Below are 18,845 nucleotides of genomic sequence, written 5' to 3' on the forward strand. Positions count from 1 at the left end.
TTTTTATTTTTACACATAAAGGTTTAAGGCAAAAGGTGTAGGGTATAGGGCAAATCCCATTTTCATACTTGATACCCAATACTTGACTTGATACTTACAATAAATGAATTACAGAGAAAACGTCAGACTGGCATTAGAATCTATTAAAGCTAACCGCTTGCGTACCATGCTTACCGCTTTAATCATTGCCATAGGCTTAATGGCCCTGGTTGGGATTTTAACCACGCTTGATGCTGTAAAGAAAAGTATGACGGAAGCTTTTAGCAGTATGGGCGCAAATTCTTTTACCATCAGGAACCGTGGTACGGGTATCAGGATCGGTAACGGCAAAAGGCCGAAACCTTTCAAAGCGATCCGTTACGAGGATGCCCTTAAATTTAAGGATAGCTTAAATACGCCTGCAACAGTAGCCGTAAGCGTTTTCGCCAGTGGGGGTTCTACGGTAAAATACGGCAGTTTAAAAACCAACCCGAATATTAATGTACAGGGTATTGACGAGAATGGTTTAGCCTCTCAAGGTTTAAATTTATCGCAGGGACGGAACTTTGGTGTTTCTGAAATTAAACTGGGCAACAATGTATGTATCGTAGGTGGCGAGGTTGTTGAAAAACTTTTTAAAGACAGCGATCCATTGGATAAACTGATCAACGTAGGGAACAACCGTTTCAAAATTGTTGGTGTGTTAGAGAAAAAAGGATCGAGTATGGGTTTTAGTGGTGATAGAGCAGTTTATGTTCCTTTATTGAAGGCAAAACAGATTAATGCCAATGCCAATCCATCTTATACGATTACAGTAATGGTGCCGACCAATGAAATGCAGGAAAACATCATAGGCGAATCTACAGCTCTTTTCAGAAATATCCGTAAGGTAAAGGTGAACGAAACCAATAATTTCGAGATCACCAAAAGTGATGCAATTGCCCAATCCCTCTTCGAAAACCTGGCATTTGTTGTTATTGGCGGAGTAGCGATCGGAATTATTACCTTAATCGGCGCTTCAATCGGCTTAATGAATATTATGCTGGTATCGGTAACCGAGCGTACACGCGAAATCGGTATCAGGAAGGCCATTGGCGCAAATCCAAAGGTTATCCGCCGTCAGTTTTTAATTGAAGCAGTGGTAATCTGTTTAATAGGCGGTGTATTTGGTATTTTCCTTGGTATACTTTTAGGCAACCTGATTTCCTTGGCTATGGGAGGCACATTCCTAATCCCCTGGATGTTTATTATAGGTGGTTTTGTGCTCTGTGTACTGGTAGGAATTTTATCGGGATACTACCCTGCTAAAAAGGCTTCGCGACTGGATCCGGTAGAGGCATTGAGGTACGAATAATGGAGGTTAATCGGTTAATTGTTTAAACTGGTTAACTGTAGACATAAGGGTTTAAATAGTTAATTACTTCAATTGGCTAATTGCTGAGCACCCAATACAATTAACCGATTAACCAATTTAAACAGTTAACCCAATTTACAACAGCGCATTTCCCAGCTGATGTTGCGTAAGCAATTGCTGCATTAAAGGTGTAGTGAGGCTATTTTCCAGAGCGGCAGCATGTTTCAGATGGTGCATATCGCTTCCCAGAAAATCGACGATATGGTTATCTACCATTTCTTCTGCTATTTTTTTCGCTCCAGAGCCGTAATAACCGGTTAAAGCAATCGAATTTAGCTGCAATAAACAACCGGTTTCCCTGATCTGGTAATAGTTTTCAAAAGCGCTATAATAATATGGATACCTTTCGGGATGGGCCAGCACAGGTTTATAACCGGCATCCTGCATGGTTTTGATAAAGTCGATCAGGTTTTGGGGCGGGTTGATATAAGACAATTCGAACAAAAGGTAATTTTCGCCAAAAGTGAGCACTTCTTTCTGTCTGATTTTCTTTTCCAAAGTTTCATCCAGATAATATTCAGCCGCGGCATCAACTTCTAAATCAAGTTCGTTTTCCTGAAGACCCTTTCTTAAAACATCCAATCCACGGTTAATCGTATCCGGAGTATTGCGGAAATAATCGGCCATGATATGCGGTGTGGCAATCAGTTTCTGATAACCTAATGCTTTAAATTTTCTGGCCAACAGAAGAGCATCTTTCAGCGTTTGCGCCCCATCATCAATCCCCGGAATAATATGCGAGTGCATATCCGTTTTAATACCGGAGAAATTAAATTCGGGTGCTATTTTTTTCTTTTTAAATATTCCGAACATAATGGTGGGTCATAGTTTAACTGATCTCTTTTGGCAGATTACTGGCTTCGGCAGCACCGGCCAATTTAGAGGAATAGATTTTATCGAGCAAATTGTTCAGATCCTCACTTAAATCGAACTGTAGATCTTCGTGAAGTTTTTTGAATTTATTGATGGTTACCGCAACCGTTTTGATGTAATATATGCTAAAAAGCATCATAAAATCGCGGTAACCAAAAATTGATTTTTTGTAATCAAAGGGAACGGCATTGAGGACAAACAGTTTAAGTTCTACCTCGCCAACAGGATCTTTGGTTACTTTATAAAAATGGTTAACCGAAGTAATCATTTTCCTAACCTTTGCCAATGCCTCTTTGGCATTCAGCTTTTTAAGTTCGGCAATCTGTTCATCCACATCGGCTTTGATCGTTTCCTTTCGATCTTCCAGATCGGTTTCGTCCTCTAATAATTTATAATGAAGGTGTTCGGTTAGCACTTTATCTTTAGCCACCAAACGCAGCAACAGCTTGTCTTTTTCTTTAACAGGCAGTGCGGTAATGGCGTTTTTTAAATCTTTGTGCTCCGATAACTTCATTTAAAACGGATTAGCCTTAATGTATTTTTCCCACTCCCATGCCGAACGCATCATCTCATTGATATCGAGATTGGCTTTCCAGCCCAGTTCGGTGTTGGATTTTTGCACATCACCATAAATCTGAACAATATCACCTGCCCTTCTCGGACCGATTTTATAATCCAGTTTTTCGTTGTTTACTTTCTCGAAAGCAGCGATGATCTCCAAAACTGAAGAACCTTTACCGGTACCGATATTGAAAACATCGTAATTACCGTTAGGGTTTCCATCTTCTAATTTTTTGATGGCGGCAACGTGTGCCTTTGCAAGATCTACCACGTGGATATAATCGCGTATGGCCGAACCATCAGGGGTATCGTAGTCGTCGCCATAAACCGTAATCGGGCCGCGTTTACCAATGGCCGATTGCGTAATGAAAGGAACCAGGTTTGCCGGAACCCCGTTTGGCAATTCGCCAATCAAAGCGGTTTCGTGGGCGCCAACCGGATTAAAATAACGCAAAGCGATTACATTTAAATCAGGTGTTACCGCAGCGGTTTCGGCTAAAATTTCTTCGGCAATCTGTTTGGTGTTACCGTAAGGCGATTCTGCTTTCTGTACGGGAGCAGCTTCGGTTACCGGTAAAGTTTCGGGCTGACCATAAACTGTACATGAAGAAGAAAACACAAAGTTGATCTTTCTGTTAAACGAGGTTAGCAGGTTAATTAAGCCGTAAAAATTGTTCCTGTAATATTTTAACGGTTGTTCTACCGATTCGCCTACTGCCTTTGAGGCCGCAAAATGGATAATTCCATCGATATCGTTATTGTTTTCTGCAAATTCCTGCACCGCTTTATCATCCTGCAGGTCGATTTCGTGAAAATCGAACCATTTGCCTGTGATGGCATGTAGCTGGGTTAAAATTTTGATATTCGAGTTAGAAAGATTGTCGATAATTACAACTTCGTATCCTGCGTTGTGTAATTCTACGGCTGTGTGCGAACCTATGTATCCTGTTCCACCGGTAACTAATATTTTTGCCATTTTAACGGTTAAATGTGGTAAAATCTTTATGTTCTATCTTTTCCAAAGCCTCTGCAGGCAATGATTTAAAATATTCGTATGTAATTTTTAATCCTTCCGCACGTCCAATTTTAGGTTCCCAGCCCAATAGCTCCCTGGCCTTTGTAATATCCGGGCGGCGTTGTTTTGGATCATCCTGAGGCAGTTCTTTGTAAACAATTTTCTGTGTAGTACCGGTAAGTTTGATAATTTCTTCGCAGAACTGTTTAATGGTGATCTCATCAGGGTTACCAATATTTACAGGTTGGGCATAATCGCTCATCAATAAACGGTAAATTCCTTCAATCAGGTCGTCAACATAACAGAAAGAACGGGTCTGACTTCCGTCGCCAAATATAGTTAAATCTTCTCCCCTTAGGGCCTGTCCGATAAAAGCAGGTAAAACACGGCCATCATTCAGGCGCATTCTTGGTCCGTAAGTGTTAAAAATCCTCACAATTCTCGTCTCTACACCATGAAAGGTATGGTACGCCATGGTAATGGCTTCCTGAAAGCGTTTGGCCTCATCGTAAACACCACGCGGACCAACAGGGTTTACATTGCCCCAGTATTCTTCAGGTTGTGGATTAACATTAGGATCGCCATAAACTTCAGAAGTTGAAGCAATCAGCATCCTGGCCTTTTTACTACGGGCCAAACCCAATAGGTTATGCGTACCCAGAGAACCAACTTTAAGGGTCTGGATCGGAATTTTAAGGTAATCTATCGGACTTGCAGGTGAAGCAAAGTGTAAAATATAATGAAGCTCACCGGGAACATGTACAAATTTGGAAACATCGTGATTGTAAAACTCAAAATTATCCAGTTTAAACAGGTGTTCGATATTTGCCATGTCGCCGGTAATCAGGTTATCCATTCCGATAACATGATAGCCTTCTTTTATAAAGCGGTCGCAAAGATGTGAACCCAAAAATCCGGCGGCGCCTGTAATCAATATTCTTTTCTTCCCCATATTAATCTATCAGCTTTCTACCGATACTGTTATAATAATAGCCAAGATCGATCATTTTTTGCAGATCATATAAGTTCCGGCCATCAAAAACCACTTTATTTTTTAAAATATTATCAATCTTTTCGAAATCAGGGTTACGGAAAACCGACCATTCTGTTGCGATTAAAAGTGCATCGGCACCTTCTAATGCTTCATACTGGTTTTTGGCATAATTTACCTGGTTACCGAGTACACCTTTTACATTGCCCATTGCCTCCGGATCGAATACGGTAACGGTTGCGCCGTTTTTAAGTAATGCATCAATAATATATAAGGCCGGAGCTTCACGGATATCGTCGGTTTCGGGTTTAAAAGCTAGTCCCCATAATGCAAAATGCTTGCCATTGATATCGTTTTTATAATATTTAAGTACCTTATCAACGAGAATTGTTTTCTGCCTTTCATTAACCTCCATTACCGATTTCAGGATCTGGAAATCGTAAGCATAATCATCAGATGATTTTACCAGTGCCTGTACATCTTTAGGGAAACATGAACCGCCGTAACCTACGCCCGGAAAAAGGAAACGTTTACCGATACGTTCGTCAGAACCGATTCCTTTCCTTACCGCATCAACATCGGCACCTACCAGTTCGCAAAGGTTGGCCACCTCGTTCATAAAAGTGATTTTTGTAGCCAGAAAAGAGTTTGCAGCATATTTGGTCAGCTCAGAAGAACGCTCGTCCATAAAAAGAATCGGATTTCCCTGGCGCACATAAGGCGCATACAGTTCGGCCATCAGTTTTTTAGCTTTTTCACTTTTGGTACCCAGAACCACACGGTCGGGTTTCATAAAATCGTCAACAGCTACCCCTTCCCTTAAAAATTCGGGATTCGAAACCACATCAACTTCTATCGAGGTATTTTCGGCAAAAACAGCCTTTACCTTATCGGCAGTACCAACAGGAACAGTTGATTTATTTACGATAACCTTATATTCGGTAATGAGTTTGGAAATATCTTTTGCAGCGCCTAAAATGTAAGAAAGATCGGCAGCGCCATCACCACCCGGAGGCGTTGGTAAGGCCATAAAAATAATCTGGGATTCTTTTACAGCATCAGCAAGATTTGTGGTAAAGGTTAACCTTTCCTGTTCGATATTCCTGTGGAACAGAAGATCCAAACCAGGCTCGTAGATCGGCACTTCACCGTTCTGCATCTGTTTTACCTTTGCTTCGTTAATATCAACACAAATTACATCATTTCCTGTTTCGGCTAAACAGGTCCCGGTAACCAAACCTACGTATCCGGTACCAATAACGGCTATCTTCATTTATTATAGTGGTTTTTAGCTACTATGAAGCAATTATTGAAACCTATTTATCGTGCTGAATGTTAGGCTAAACAATAATGGCTGCATATATTTTTAAGCTTTTTAAATATATTCCTTTTATCTTGGCACGAAGATAGGAAATTATACAATAATGCTTTTGCTTTACATCATCGGAATTCAGCTTTATACTTTACTCATCAGGATATTTTCATTATTTAATCCTAAGGCGAAGCTGTTCATCAATGGCCGCAAAAATATCTACACCTTAATTGCCCAGAAAATTAACCCGGCCGAAAAACATATCTGGTTCCATTTTGCTTCATTGGGCGAATTTGAGCAGGGCCGACCGGTTTTAGAAAAACTTAAAGCACTTTACCCTGATAAGAAAATTGTGGTTACTTTTTTTTCACCTTCGGGATATGAGATCAGGAAAAATTACGCGCTGGCAGATGTTTTTTATCTCCCGCTTGACAGTGCCGCAAATGCGAAACGTTTTATAACAAGCATTAACCCTGAAATGGCCATTTTTACCAAATATGAGTTTTGGCATTTCTATTTTAAGGAACTAAAGGAACGCGAAATCCCTTTATATGTGATTTCAGGTATTTTTAGGGAAAGTCAGGCATTTTTTAAATGGTATGGTGGTTTTTACCGTAATATCCTAAAGTCGGTTACTTATTTCTTTGTTCAGAATGAAGAGAGCAAGAATCTTTTAAAATCAATTGGACTAAACAATGTAACCATAAATGGTGATACGCGTTTCGATCGTGTTTATGAAAATGCACAGGCACCAAAACAGCTTCCCCTGATCGAAAGTTTTATCGGTAGTTCTCCAACATTGATTTGCGGAAGTACATGGCCGGAAGATGAAAAAATATTATCAGCTTTGCCCGAAAAGTATCCAGATTGGAAATTCATTATAGCACCACACGAGGTTCATGAAAGCCATATCGAAAGTATTGAGAAACAGCTTACAGTTAACAGTTTACGGTTTTCAGTTCTCAATAAACCATTGGATGTTGGCAGTTCTCAAATCTCAGATCTCAAATCCCAAGTCTTAATTATCGATAACATCGGCATGCTTTCTTCCCTGTATCAGTACGGAAAAGTGGCTTATATTGGTGGTGGTTTCGGAACGGGTATCCACAATACTTTGGAGGCGGCAGCCTTCGGACTACCTGTAATTTTCGGGCCTAAATATGATAAATTTCAGGAGGCGAAAGATTTAATTGCCATTGGTGCGGCAAAAAGCATCAATTCTACGGACGAATTGATAAATGCTTTTGAAAGCTTTGCTGAAAATAAAAATGCGGCAAAACTGGCCAAAAAATATGTGGAGGATAAAAAAGGTGCAACAGATCAGGTAATTTCGATGATTACGAAATCAGATCGGCCTTAGCAATTTCTTCTACAATTTCAGGGATGCTTTGATCAATTGAAACAGTAAAAACATCTTTTTCATCTGCCTGCGGTTCTTCCAGTGTTTCGAATTGGCTCTTCAACAAACTCGATGGCATGTACTGGTGCGAACGTTTGGTAATCCTATCGTGGATCAGATCGAAACTTCCCTTTAAATAAATAAAACGGATAGCTTCATTATCTGTTCTTAACAAATCGCGGTAAGCTCTTTTTAATGCAGAACAGGCAATAATGCAGGTTGTGCCATGCGCGGCATGCTCGCGGCCAACCTTGGCAATCAGCTGTAACCAATCTAGGCGGTCGGCATCCGTTAATGGAATTCCGGCAGCCATTTTATCTACATTACGCTGCGAATGGAGGTTATCACCGTCTATAAATTCGGCATTGAGCCTCGGTGCCAAAGCTTTTCCGATAACAGTTTTACCACTTCCAGAAACCCCCATTAAAATGATAAAATTCGCCATCCCTAAATCTAGAATTATTTAACCATTCCGGCAAGTGCCTCGATAAATACGGGGCTATCGTTCAAACTTTCTACCAGTTGAACATGCTCGCCACCCAATTCTTTAAATTCTTCGTGATATTCTACCGTGATTTCGTAAAGGGTTTCCAAACAATCGGCCACAAAAGCAGGACTGAACACCAACAAACGTTTTTTGCCTTCGCCGGCTAATTTCTTTAATACATCGGTTGTATAAGGCTGTACCCAAGGCTCTTTACCTAAGCGCGACTGGAAACAAACGGTATATTGATCTTTGGATAAATTCAATTCTTTGGCAATTAATCTGGCGGTATCGTGCCCCTGAGCAGAATAACAGAATTTATTGGTATCGTTTAGCGTCTGACAGCAATCAGCACTTTTTAAACAATAACTTCCTGTATGGTCGCATTTTAGCAACTGGCGTTCTGGCAAGCCGTGAAAGCTGAAAAGCACATGATCGTAGCTTGCAACATCATGTTTTCTGGCGTTTTCGGCAAAAACTTTGATCATCAGTTCGTTATCGTGAAATGAATTTACGAATGATATCGGCGGAACAGTTGGCCATTTACCAACCAGCTCCATCACCAATTGCATTACCGAACCAGTACTTGCAGAGGCATATTGCGGAAACATCGGGATAACCTGGATACTTTCTACAAGGCCTGCTTTTAAATTTGCAAGGGCCGATGCGATAGACGGACTTTGGTAACGCATCGCCAATTCTACATGATAATCGTCGCCCAACCTCTCTTGCAGCATTTTAGCCTGCAATTTGCTATAGTACAAAAGCGGCGAACCGTTTTCATTCCATATTTCTTTGTATAATTTGGCTGTTTTAGGGCTACGGAAAGGTACAATGATTCCTTTTACCAATAATGTTCTGTTCAACTTCGGAATATCGATTACCCTTTCGTCCATTAAAAACTGATCCAAGTATTTTTTAACGTCGGCAGTTGCCGGACTATCAGGTGTGCCTAAGTTTACCAGTAAAATTCCCTTTTTGCTCATTTAATACAATAATATGTTTCGTGCCGCAAATATCGCCTTTTTATTGTTTTTTACCTACGCTAAAAATGTGACAGGAAACATTTTTTGGTCAAAAAATATTGCGTCAGTTTCTTCCGAAGTCTAAAAGGGGGTTTAGCGAAGGGAAGACTTCGGAAGTTTTAAAGAAAAACCTGATTCAGTGTTGGATGCAAATATCTGACACCCCGGAAAAATCTGATTCTCTGCCGGATGGGAACATCCATCACCACAGATGTACATGAAAGCTCCCTACCGTAAGTGGCAACCAATCATGAGGGGCATGAAAGTTTCCCGTAATATGCAGCGACCTAGCATGAGGGTCATGAAAGCGTCCCACCCTGCGCAGCGACAAATCATGAGTATCAGGAAAACTTCCCACTATGCGTGGCAGCAAATCATGAGTAATCTACAAAAAATCACGACGCGGCATAGAAAACACCCTTTTTTATGAAATCGATTCAGTGCTTTACGGAAACATCCGACACCGCTACTCCTTTACTTTATACAATTGCCACCAGGGCATACCCGGTTTTTGATGGTGTTCTAAATGATAACCAAAAAAGTAACAGCTAATAAAAGCTACAAAATGGTTTTTCTCTAAAGTGGTAGAATGATATTCGTTATCGTGTTCACCCTTATGCGGTAAATAGGTACCGAAATAGAACAACTGAAAAGTGCTTAACAAGGATGGAAGTACCCAAAACAATAGTAAATTCTTCTCATCGACCCAAATTTTGAGCACATTATAAGCTATAGCCATAATCACCAGCTGAATGATGGTAACATAATTTAGCATAAAACGGAAGTACCATTTCCAAAAACCATGCGGTGCAAAATCAGGATCTTTTTCGGTATGTACGTGGTTATGATGTTGATGGTGTTTGCGATATAAACGATTATAAAAGAAGCCGGCATATAGAAAAACGACAAGATAACCGATAACATTATTTACTTTTTTGTTGGTTGATATGGTTCCGTGCATGGCATCGTGCGCGGTGATGAACAATCCGGTGTAGAGATGCATCTGAACAAAAACCATCAGGTAAACCAAAGGATTGCTCCAATTGAAATGCCAGTTTAATAAGAAAAACAGGGATGTAAACCAACAGGCAATTACGGTTAACGCAACCAAAATTCCGGTATTTGGGTTTACATTTTTCAATTTATATTGAGATGACGTTTTGTTCGAACTATTCATGCATCATGTTATAATGATACCCTGTGATTATATATGATCGTCTTTTCGAGCGGAGTGCAGCGTAGTCGAGAACCACGGAGTGCTCAGCAAAGCTAAATCTATCTCGAGGCAGATCTCTCCATTGCGCTTTGCTTCAGTCGAGATGACGGTTCGTTTATATAAGCTATTAATACTGCTCCAGCGCAGCCTTTACCTTCTCCATTAACCACATTGGCGTAGAAGTAGCGCCACAGATACCCACTTTATCGTTTTCATTAAACCAGTTTTGATCTAGTTCTTCAACGTTAGAAATGAAGTAAGAATTATCGTTGTGTTTTTTACAAACGTCGTAAAGTACTTTTCCGTTGGATGATTTCTTGCCCGAAACAAACACAATTTTATCGTAGTGGCTTACAAATTCTTCGAGCTCTTCGTAACGGTTGGATACTTGTCTGCAAATCGTATCATTAGCTTTTACTTCGTAACCACGGCTTAAGAGTTCATCCTTAATGTGGTAGAATTTATCGGTGCTTTTAGTGGTTTGGCTATAAAGGGTAAACTTGGCAGGAAGTTCTACATGATCCAGTTCTGCCAGATCCTGAAAAACAATGGCTTTACCATCTGTTTGGCCCTGCAGACCAATTACCTCAGCGTGGCCATGTTTACCGAAAATCAGTACCTGTTCATCATCATCGTGCGAGTTTTTGATCCTGTTCTGCAGCTTTAATACCACCGGGCAAGAGGCATCAATCAGCGTGAGGTTGTTTTCTAAAGCCAGTTGATAGGTTGAAGGTGCTTCGCCATGGGCCCTAATCAAAACTTTTTCGTTCCGTAAGTTTTTTAAAACTTCATGATCAATGATTTTTAATCCGCGCTTGGTTAAACGTTCTACCTCTTCATCATTATGAACAATATCGCCTAAACAATATAAATAACCTTCGTTATCCAAAATATCTTCGGCCATTTCTATGGCATATACTACGCCAAAGCAAAAGCCTGATGATTTATCGATGTTAACCTGTAAGTTTAAATTGCTCATTTATTTTAGGATTAGTTATTTATCGTCATAATGTCCCTTTGCAGAAATTACAAAAACTGTAATAATCTCTTCATCGATCCTATAGACTAACCTATCTTTTTTATTTATTTGCCTAGACCAGTAGCCAGAAAATCCGAATTTTAATTTTTCAGGTTTACCAACACCCGATGCCGGATGGATACTTAATTCTATAAAAATTTGTTAAAGTTGTTAATGGAAGCTTTGTCTCCCGATTTAAGGATAATCGCTAGTTGCCTTTTCGCCTGATCGGTAATATCTACAAAATACTTTCCCATATATTCTGAACATCTTTAACCCTTGTTAAACGTCCATTCTTTATATCCTCTTCTCCTTTGGCTATTTCATTTATAAAAGCCGCACTGTAACTTTTCTCCTTTTTAAAACTTACATTCAACGCTTGTAACACGGCCTCAACTGCCAAAAGCTGCTTTTTATTTTTAGGCTGTACGATAAGTGTTTCCATTTTATAAATCTAATTAAAATACCGAAACAAAATTAAGCAAAAATATTTGTTCCGGTTGTCATGTACAAGACAACAAAAAAGATTAACTGTGATGCAAACATGGCGGTACCGATATATTTCTGTTGTTTTAAGCCTAAAGCGTAATAAAATTTCAACAAAATAACCGAAACAATAAACCAGGCCACGTAATTCTGAACAGGGATTTCGTGCCAATCCCAATGCCAGTAATCAAACTTCATGGCTACCGGTTCTAAAAAGAAATCGAGCCCTACAAGCGCAAAGGCTCCAATAACCGACGCCAAAATACTGTTCCTGATTTTCAGACTTTTCATCATCTGCCCCATACTGAAAATCAAAATCACCCAATTTACGCCCATCAACAGAGGAACCGCAGCAATTTTATAACCCAGGGTATCGCCATAATAGTAGCTGCCGAATATTTTCCCGGTATTTACCCCCAAAACCTCTACCAAAAAGCCACAGAGGAAAACACCGGAGACGAACAGCAATAAGCGCTTAACATCCGCATTATAGGCAAAAACAATTACAGCAAACATCAACAGTAAATGGAACGGAACCAGTTTGATGAAATAAGGCTGTGCAACAGGGATCAAAAAGCCAAGCAGGCCAACCAAATGGAAAAAGATAATTATTGCAACTGCAATCTTTTTAACCTTTAAATCGTTCTGATCGTTCTGCCCTTCCATGTGCCTGTTTTAAAAATATGCTTTTTTATAGAAATGAATGAAATTATCAAGAAGAACAACATCTGAAACGGATGTAATACCATATTTATCAGAACATTCTGTCCCGATAAATATGAAATCATAATTCTGCTTAACACTATTAAAGTTAATGGTAATACAAGTAAAGCAATGTTAAAGTTTAAGATTAAAATTACCGGCCCTATGGTTACCAAAAGCTGGTAAAGTAATAATATTATGATGTTATTACCAAAACCTGCAAGTAAATTTTTACCAAATCCATTTAGGCTTTCGTCCAGGTTTTTGTACATCCTGCAATAGATCAGTCCGTTGGCCAAAAGGGCTTCAGTATTAAATTTTTCCTGTTTTACCAGTTTCATAATTTCCACATCCTCTACCACCTGGTGTTTAACCCGCTCGTGCCACTGGTTATCCTTATAATTATTGGCATTAAAAAACATACACTGTCCGCTTGCCGCAGCAAAGGCAGGATTTTTTGAAAGTTTAACCAAACGCAAGGGCAACAGGTTGAGCAGGATGAAATGCATCAGAGGCACCGTTAAACGCTCTCCTACCGATTTCATCGTTTGATTGGTAAAAACACTCAATAAAGCGAGGTTTCCAATTTCCATCCTGGTAATTAAACTGTTGATCAGCCCCCTTTTGATCGATTCATCGGCATCAACAAACAAAAAATATTTTCCGGTTGCCAGTTCACTTAGCTGATGGCAGGCATAGTTTTTACCCAACCAGTTTTGGGGAAGTTCTTTTCCTTTTATTACTTTGAACTGGGGATTTGAGATACAAAAACCCTCAACTATTGCAAAAGTTTCGTCAGTGCTATTGTCATCTAAAACAATCACTTCATAATTGCTGTAATCCTGTTGTTTTATGGAGATAAGCAGTTCCAATATGTTATCAGCTTCATTTCTGGCCGGAACTAGAATAGAAACCTTATCATGATAATGTTTAACTACCCTTGGCAACTTCGGATTGGAAAGGAAATTGAAAACGGTAACCGAAAACCTAACGACCAGAAAAATTAAAACTGCGTAAATAAAAATTGTCATTCGATAATCTGATTTTGTTTAACAAGAGATTGATCGTAATGTTTATTGTAGGCACTTTTCAGCAATTGCAAACTCACATACTCTTCATTCTCCCAATGTTGCAGGTAAGTATAGGCCGATGGTTTTCGCTTTGCAAAATAATCGATAAAAGTTGCGGCAAAAATGATATTAATCTTTTTCCGGCTGGCATTGATCATCTGCATTACCCCTTTCTCAAAGCTAATGCCCTTTAAATGGTTCGAATACAGTTTGCCCTGTGGAAACACAAGCACAAGGTTTGCAGGATCATCCAACAGTTTACCGGCATAATTTAAAGTATCCAAAACATCTTTGCCTTTATTTTCGGCAGCAAAAGCACCGAGATATTTCAGAAAAGCAACTTTATTATAATTTTCGGCATTCACTAAAACATGAAACTGTTTTTTAAATACTTTTTTGTTGATATAAAAGAGGAAAAAACCATCCCACCAGCTAAAATGATTGGCCAAAATCAATATAGAAGCATCCGATTTGGCTTCCATCTGGTCGTAGTTAAACGCAGCAAAATCTTTTTTGATAATCAATTGGATGTACCAGGAAAAAAAGCTGAAGATCAAATTATTCTTTCGGGGCTGGTGCATGCTGGGAAATTGCAAAAAATTGGGCTTAATTGCAAATTTTAGTATAGTCATAGTCCTCGTTTGTAACGAGGATTAGAGAGATTCGCATTTGTAATGCGGCGCAATAGTTAAAAAACACTTGTAATCAGCGATACAATCGCTGTTCTCGGGTATCCTCGTTACAAACGAGGACGATAGTCGCATCATGATATGTATAAATATTTACTTATATTCACATAAATCTCCCAAATATCTTCAGTAGATCTGAGGATAATGACTTTAATTAAGAATTTAAAGCCTTATTAATATGGGAGGAAGCAGATACATCATCATCGATCAGAATCAAACTTACTTTATAACTTGCACCGTTGTTGGTTGGATCGATTTATTTACAAGACCGGAATACAAGAATATAATTGTTGATTCGTTAAATCATTGCTTCAAAAATAAAGGCTTGGTATTAAATGGTTGGGTTTTAATGACCAATCATATCCATTTTATTGGGAGGTGTGAAGAACCTCACAAAATGTCTGATTTTTTAAGGGATTTCAAAAAGTTCACCTCCAAACGGCTTGTTGATGCAATTAGAGAAATACCTGAAAGCAGAAGAGAATGGTTTTTGGATAAATTTAGTTTTGAAGCCAGAAGAACTAATCGTGCAGAAAATTATAAAATTTGGCAAGATGACAACCACCCTATTGATTTACAAGAGATTGATGCCTATCAAAAACTAGATTATATTCATGATAATCCTGTTAAAGCTGGTATACTAGAATTTCCTGAAAATTACATTTATAGTAGCGCTAGAGATTATGGCGGAATTAAAGGACTTGTAAAAATTGAATTGATTTAGAAGCTAAACTATGGTCCTCGTTTGTAACGAGGATCAACGGGATCCACATTTGTAATGTGCCGCAACAACTTTATTATCAGCAATGCAATCGCTGTTATCGGCCATCCTCGTTACAAACGAGGACGATATCAATTCTCCTTCCATCATCCATCCCACCTCTTCCATTTTACATCCTCTACTAGCTCAAATAAACCCTGTCTTCCTCGCCTTCCACATCCATTACCACATCAACATGTTCTTTTAGGATAGTGGCCAGTTCGAGACCTACAAAATCGGTTGCAATCGGGAAAATTTTATGGCTACGGTCTACCAAAACTACAGTACGGATTTTTTTATGCGGGGTATTTAAGAAAACACCTAACCCGTAGGCAAGCGTTTTACCACTGTTCAGCACATCATCAACAATAATGATCACTTTATTTTTCCAATGGCTTTCGTCTAAATCAGTTGAGGCAACCAGTTTGCTGCTTTCTTTTTGCAAATCGATGCGCAGCAGGGTTATTTTAAAGCCTGAGATTTTTTTAAGTACCTTTTCCAACCTCAAAGCCAACTTATACCCACGGTCCCAGATACCGGCCAAAACAATTTCTTTTTCGTTCAGGTTGTCTTCCAAAATCTGATAAGCGATGCGGTCTATTTTCTGCTGAATCTGTTTCTTGTTAAGAATAAGTAATTGCGATGCCATTGTATAAAAAGGATTGAATACAAAAAGAACGATTTTAAGGATGAAATTCAAACTATTTGAAAAATAATTTCGATTGTTTGCAACGTTTCGGCTAGAGATGCGTCTAATGAATAACCAAAACACAGAATCATGATATACCTTTCTGCGAACATCCGCAAAAAGATATTTCAGAATCATTAACAAAATGCAATTATGAAAAACCTTATCAAATTATCTTTTTTTTTATTTATAGTGGTTACCAGCTACATGAGCAAGGCACAGGAAACCAAAAACTATAGTGTAAAAAACTTCAACAGCATAGGTGTAAGCAGCGGGATAGATTTATACTTAACCCAGGGCAATAGCGAGAGCGTAAGCATAAAATCAGATGCTGAAACCTTAAAGGATATTGTTGTTGAACAGAATGGCGAAAATATCAACATCAAATTTAAAGATGGCTTTAAATGGAGCGGTGTTTTCAAAAACCGTGTAATTAAAGCTTATGTAAATTTTAAAACCTTAAATACACTTGCAGCATCAGGCGGATCGGATGTTTTTACACAGAACCAGATCAAAACCGATAAGCTTGCCATCCGTTCTTCCGGTGGTTCAGATTTAAAATTAACAGTAATCTGTAATGATTTATCAATCCAATCGAGCGGTGGCAGTGATCTTGATCTGAAAGGCAAGGCCGAAAACATGACTATCCAGTCAAGCGGCGGAAGCGATATTGATGCCTATGGATTAATTACCGAATATGCAAAAGTTCAGGCTTCTGGTGGATCCGACGTAAGTATTTATGTAAATAAAGGCCTTGAGGCTGCAGCTAGTGGTGGTGGCGATGTAAATTATAAAGGAAATGCCTCACTTAAAAAGACATCTAATTCGAAAAGTGGTGATGTGCACCACGTAAATTAAGAACTTTAGTTTAGTTAATAATAACTCGCCGTTTTGTGGATGCAAAACGGCGTTTTTTATTTAAAATTTATGGGAATGCAACTGTTCAATGTTATCTATCGTCTATAATCATACATTTAAACCATATGAAAAGTAAATTCTCCACTCTCCTCCTCACTTCGTTTTTGCTAAGCACTGTTACGTATGGACAAAACGCACTCTCAAAAAAAATCGACAGCTTATTATCAGAAATTGTAACCCCCAATGAACCTGGCTTTTCTGTAGGGATTGTTAAAAACGGAAAATTTATTTATAAAAATGGATTTGGCTTGGCCGATATGGCAACCAAAAGAAAAAACACCCCTGAAACGCCGTTTAACATTGGTTCAACATCAAAAGAGTTTACAGCCGCCTGCATTTATATATTAGCAGAACAGGGTAAGCTTAAAACCACCGATAAATTATCAAAATACTTCAAAGGCTGGCCGAAATATGCGGATAGCATCACCATCGCCCACCTTATCAATCACCAAAGCGGGTTGAGGGATTATGATTCCCTGATCGGCTTAAGGACATTTGATGATAATGCAAAAGTTACCGAAACCCTAGCTTACGAGATGCTGATCAGGCAAAAAAGATTAAATTTTAAAGCCGGAAGCCAATTCAGTTATACCAATTCAGGGTATTTCCTGCTTTCGTTGATTGTTAAGAAAATCTCAGGCAAGGATCTGATCGCATTTTCTAAACAATACATATTCGATCCACTAAAAATGACTAACACCAACTATTCGCATACACATCAGGTTAAGGGAAAGGCAAATGGTTATGTATCAAAAGGTACAGGTTTTGAAAAAATTACGGTTGAAAGCGATGTTATCGGGCAAGGAAATATCTATAGTAGGGTTACAGATTGGGACCATTGGTTTAAGGAGATGAAGAACCATCACCAATTAGGCGAAAAAGTGTGGAAAAACATGCTTACTAACAATAAAACAGATGATGGGGAGCCTACAGGCTATGGAGGCGGACTGGAATTTAAAACCTACAAAAATAAAAGATTAACGGAGCATGGGGGAGATCTATCAGGATATCATACCGCGATGTGGTATTTGCCAGAGAAAGACCTCGGAATTGTTGTATTTTCGAACAACGATAATGCTAAACCCGAACTTATTTCAGGTAAAATATTCGACGAAATATATCCGGCAACTGCTGATCCTAAAAAACCGGAAAACGATGGCGACATCCTGCCCATAAAAACAATAAAAATAGATACCTCAGCAATAACCGGATCATATAGATTCGACAACGATAGCAGTAAAATATTTCAGGTAACAACCCTTGGGAATCAGATCATGTTATTTCAAAAATGGAATGACACTAATTACCCGATCAGATCATTAAATGACTCACTTTTCTATATAGATAAGGGTAACGATATTACTTTCCAATTTAAATCAGTTGCAAACGGTAAGGCCGATCAATTGAAAATTGTGCAGAATGGAAGTTCAAAAAAAGCAACAAGAACAACTGTTAAAATGGCCTTAATGGATTTTCAGGGCAATAAAATGAGTTTTTACAGCCCCGAAATGAATGCCCACTATTTAATTATGAAAGAAAATGAAAATTTATACCTGCTAATGAACAATCCGGCCCATCAATACAAAATTGAACTGGTAGCCCTAAAAGAAAAAAACAGATATTTACTTATCGGCTGCGATATGTATATCACTTTTAAGTACAATAATGAAAAATTAACTGGCTTTGTACTTGACCACGAAAGAATTAAAGATCTTTATTTCGCAAAGGAGTAAGTAATCAAATACTTACCCTCTACCTTTTTTATACGGATAATAAATAAAATTGGCCCCCTCTGGAACAATTACGAACACGCACATAAAATCTTCAGGCTTTTTGTAAACCTTTAAAAAAGATTCTTTTTTCTCTTTATTGATAATCCCTTTTTCTACAAATTCTTCCAAAGTGGAGGCCTGGATGGTCCATTCGGTATTGAGTTCTTCTTTATTCAGGATCATTTCGCCGATGTTTACCTCGTGCTGGTGTGCAATAAAAATCGGGTAGGCCGAAATACCTTCAACCATAATTTCGATGGCAACTTCTTTAACTGCATCAGCATAAAACGCCAAGTCTTTTTCCAAACTTACCAGCGGACTTTCCTGTTTCTTTTGTGGTTCTCCGCTATCTTCCGGTGTTGCGTGCAATAATTCTTCTCTATCCATTTTTTTGTTGCTTGAAATTAGGTAAAAGGTTTAGGGTTTAGGGTGTAAGGTTTTACATATTGAGTTTAAGCCTTAAACCTTTCGCC

General features: G+C 38.8%; 21 protein-coding genes. 5 read left to right on the forward strand and 16 right to left on the reverse strand.

Annotated elements, in window-relative coordinates; genetic code table 11:
- Window positions 1-103: 103 nt before the first annotated feature.
- The gene (locus B2V92_RS01525) at window positions 104-1,333 is read left to right on the forward strand and encodes an ABC transporter permease (protein ID WP_293304194.1); all 1,230 of its coding nucleotides are present in this window, start codon (window positions 104-106) and stop codon (window positions 1,331-1,333) included.
- A 135-nt stretch (window positions 1,334-1,468) separates the two neighbouring features.
- On the opposite strand, the gene B2V92_RS01530 is transcribed toward B2V92_RS01525, so the two are convergent.
- The 5 genes from B2V92_RS01530 to B2V92_RS01550 are packed head-to-tail and all read right to left on the reverse strand — an operon-like array spanning window position 1,469 to window position 6,106.
- The gene (locus B2V92_RS01530) at window positions 1,469-2,206 is read right to left on the reverse strand and encodes a tyrosine-protein phosphatase (RefSeq protein WP_293304196.1); all 738 of its coding nucleotides are present in this window, start codon (window positions 2,204-2,206) and stop codon (window positions 1,469-1,471) included.
- Between the two features lie 16 nt (window positions 2,207-2,222).
- Complete coding sequence (locus tag B2V92_RS01535; RefSeq protein ID WP_293304198.1) at window positions 2,223-2,780, reverse strand: hypothetical protein; 558 nt, start codon at window positions 2,778-2,780, stop codon at window positions 2,223-2,225.
- Window positions 2,781-3,803, reverse strand: a complete 1,023-nt coding sequence (gene galE / locus B2V92_RS01540) for a UDP-glucose 4-epimerase GalE (RefSeq protein ID WP_293304200.1) — start codon at window positions 3,801-3,803, stop codon at window positions 2,781-2,783.
- A gap of 1 nt (window position 3,804) precedes the next feature.
- Window positions 3,805-4,794, reverse strand: a complete 990-nt coding sequence (locus tag B2V92_RS01545; protein WP_113950219.1) for a UDP-glucuronic acid decarboxylase family protein — start codon at window positions 4,792-4,794, stop codon at window positions 3,805-3,807.
- Between the two features lies 1 nt (window position 4,795).
- Window positions 4,796-6,106 (reverse strand): UDP-glucose dehydrogenase family protein, encoded by a 1,311-nt coding sequence (locus tag B2V92_RS01550; RefSeq protein WP_293304202.1) that lies wholly within the window; start codon window positions 6,104-6,106, stop codon window positions 4,796-4,798.
- A 151-nt stretch (window positions 6,107-6,257) separates the two neighbouring features.
- On the opposite strand from B2V92_RS01550, the gene B2V92_RS01555 reads away from it, so the two are divergent.
- Entirely contained in the window at window positions 6,258-7,505 is a 1,248-nt protein-coding gene (locus B2V92_RS01555) for a 3-deoxy-D-manno-octulosonic acid transferase (RefSeq protein ID WP_293304204.1), read from the forward strand.
- Here the strand turns inward: B2V92_RS01555 and B2V92_RS01560 are convergent.
- The 9 genes from B2V92_RS01560 to B2V92_RS01600 form a co-directional block, all read right to left on the reverse strand.
- Window positions 7,483-7,989 carry a gluconokinase gene (locus B2V92_RS01560; protein ID WP_293304205.1) on the reverse strand — a complete coding sequence of 169 codons (507 nt, stop codon included), beginning with the start codon at window positions 7,987-7,989 and terminating at the stop codon, window positions 7,483-7,485. The two genes, B2V92_RS01555 and B2V92_RS01560, sit on opposite strands and share 23 nt — an antisense overlap.
- Before the next feature lie 14 nt (window positions 7,990-8,003).
- A complete protein-coding gene (gene hemH / locus B2V92_RS01565; protein ID WP_293304207.1) occupies window positions 8,004-9,014 on the reverse strand; it encodes a ferrochelatase in 1,011 nt (336 codons plus the stop codon).
- Between the two features lie 505 nt (window positions 9,015-9,519).
- Window positions 9,520-10,230, reverse strand: coding sequence for a fatty acid desaturase (locus B2V92_RS01570; RefSeq protein ID WP_293304209.1), 711 nt, complete (start codon window positions 10,228-10,230; stop codon window positions 9,520-9,522).
- Between the two features lie 166 nt (window positions 10,231-10,396).
- Window positions 10,397-11,248, reverse strand: a complete 852-nt coding sequence (locus B2V92_RS01575; protein ID WP_293304211.1) for a 4-hydroxy-3-methylbut-2-enyl diphosphate reductase — start codon at window positions 11,246-11,248, stop codon at window positions 10,397-10,399.
- A gap of 15 nt (window positions 11,249-11,263) precedes the next feature.
- Window positions 11,264-11,446 carry a Txe/YoeB family addiction module toxin gene (locus tag B2V92_RS01580; RefSeq protein WP_349681415.1) on the reverse strand — a complete coding sequence of 61 codons (183 nt, stop codon included), beginning with the start codon at window positions 11,444-11,446 and terminating at the stop codon, window positions 11,264-11,266.
- A gap of 79 nt (window positions 11,447-11,525) precedes the next feature.
- On the reverse strand, window positions 11,526-11,732 hold the full coding sequence (locus B2V92_RS01585) for a DUF2683 family protein (protein WP_293304213.1): 207 nt from the start codon (window positions 11,730-11,732) through the stop codon (window positions 11,526-11,528).
- A gap of 32 nt (window positions 11,733-11,764) precedes the next feature.
- Window positions 11,765-12,439: a carotenoid biosynthesis protein gene (locus B2V92_RS01590; RefSeq protein WP_293304215.1), complete on the reverse strand. Its 675-nt coding sequence runs from the start codon at window positions 12,437-12,439 to the stop codon at window positions 11,765-11,767.
- The gene (locus B2V92_RS01595) at window positions 12,409-13,506 is read right to left on the reverse strand and encodes a glycosyltransferase (protein ID WP_293304217.1); all 1,098 of its coding nucleotides are present in this window, start codon (window positions 13,504-13,506) and stop codon (window positions 12,409-12,411) included. Before B2V92_RS01595 ends, B2V92_RS01590 begins: the two co-directional genes overlap by 31 nt.
- Window positions 13,503-14,177 carry a 1-acyl-sn-glycerol-3-phosphate acyltransferase gene (locus B2V92_RS01600; protein WP_293304219.1) on the reverse strand — a complete coding sequence of 225 codons (675 nt, stop codon included), beginning with the start codon at window positions 14,175-14,177 and terminating at the stop codon, window positions 13,503-13,505. The genes B2V92_RS01595 and B2V92_RS01600 overlap by 4 nt, the downstream gene beginning before the upstream one ends.
- A 235-nt stretch (window positions 14,178-14,412) precedes the next feature.
- Between B2V92_RS01600 and B2V92_RS01605 the strand changes: the two genes are divergently transcribed.
- Window positions 14,413-14,958, forward strand: coding sequence for an REP-associated tyrosine transposase (locus tag B2V92_RS01605; protein ID WP_293304221.1), 546 nt, complete (start codon window positions 14,413-14,415; stop codon window positions 14,956-14,958).
- A 178-nt stretch (window positions 14,959-15,136) separates the two neighbouring features.
- On the opposite strand, the gene B2V92_RS01610 is transcribed toward B2V92_RS01605, so the two are convergent.
- On the reverse strand, window positions 15,137-15,643 hold the full coding sequence (locus tag B2V92_RS01610; protein ID WP_293304223.1) for a phosphoribosyltransferase family protein: 507 nt from the start codon (window positions 15,641-15,643) through the stop codon (window positions 15,137-15,139).
- A gap of 192 nt (window positions 15,644-15,835) precedes the next feature.
- Here B2V92_RS01610 and B2V92_RS01615 point away from each other — a divergent pair, with 192 nt between their 5' ends.
- Both B2V92_RS01615 and B2V92_RS01620 read left to right on the forward strand, forming a co-directional pair.
- Entirely contained in the window at window positions 15,836-16,540 is a 705-nt protein-coding gene (locus B2V92_RS01615; protein WP_293304224.1) for a head GIN domain-containing protein, read from the forward strand.
- A 125-nt stretch (window positions 16,541-16,665) separates the two neighbouring features.
- Window positions 16,666-18,333 (forward strand): serine hydrolase domain-containing protein, encoded by a 1,668-nt coding sequence (locus tag B2V92_RS01620; RefSeq protein WP_293304225.1) that lies wholly within the window; start codon window positions 16,666-16,668, stop codon window positions 18,331-18,333.
- A 12-nt stretch (window positions 18,334-18,345) separates the two neighbouring features.
- On the opposite strand, the gene B2V92_RS01625 is transcribed toward B2V92_RS01620, so the two are convergent.
- A complete protein-coding gene (locus tag B2V92_RS01625; RefSeq protein WP_293304226.1) occupies window positions 18,346-18,759 on the reverse strand; it encodes a hypothetical protein in 414 nt (137 codons plus the stop codon).
- Window positions 18,760-18,845 lie beyond the last annotated feature (86 nt).

The organism is Pedobacter sp. UBA5917 (genome assembly GCF_002432345.1).
In the GTDB taxonomy this organism is placed as follows: Bacteria; Bacteroidota; Bacteroidia; order Sphingobacteriales; family Sphingobacteriaceae; genus Pedobacter.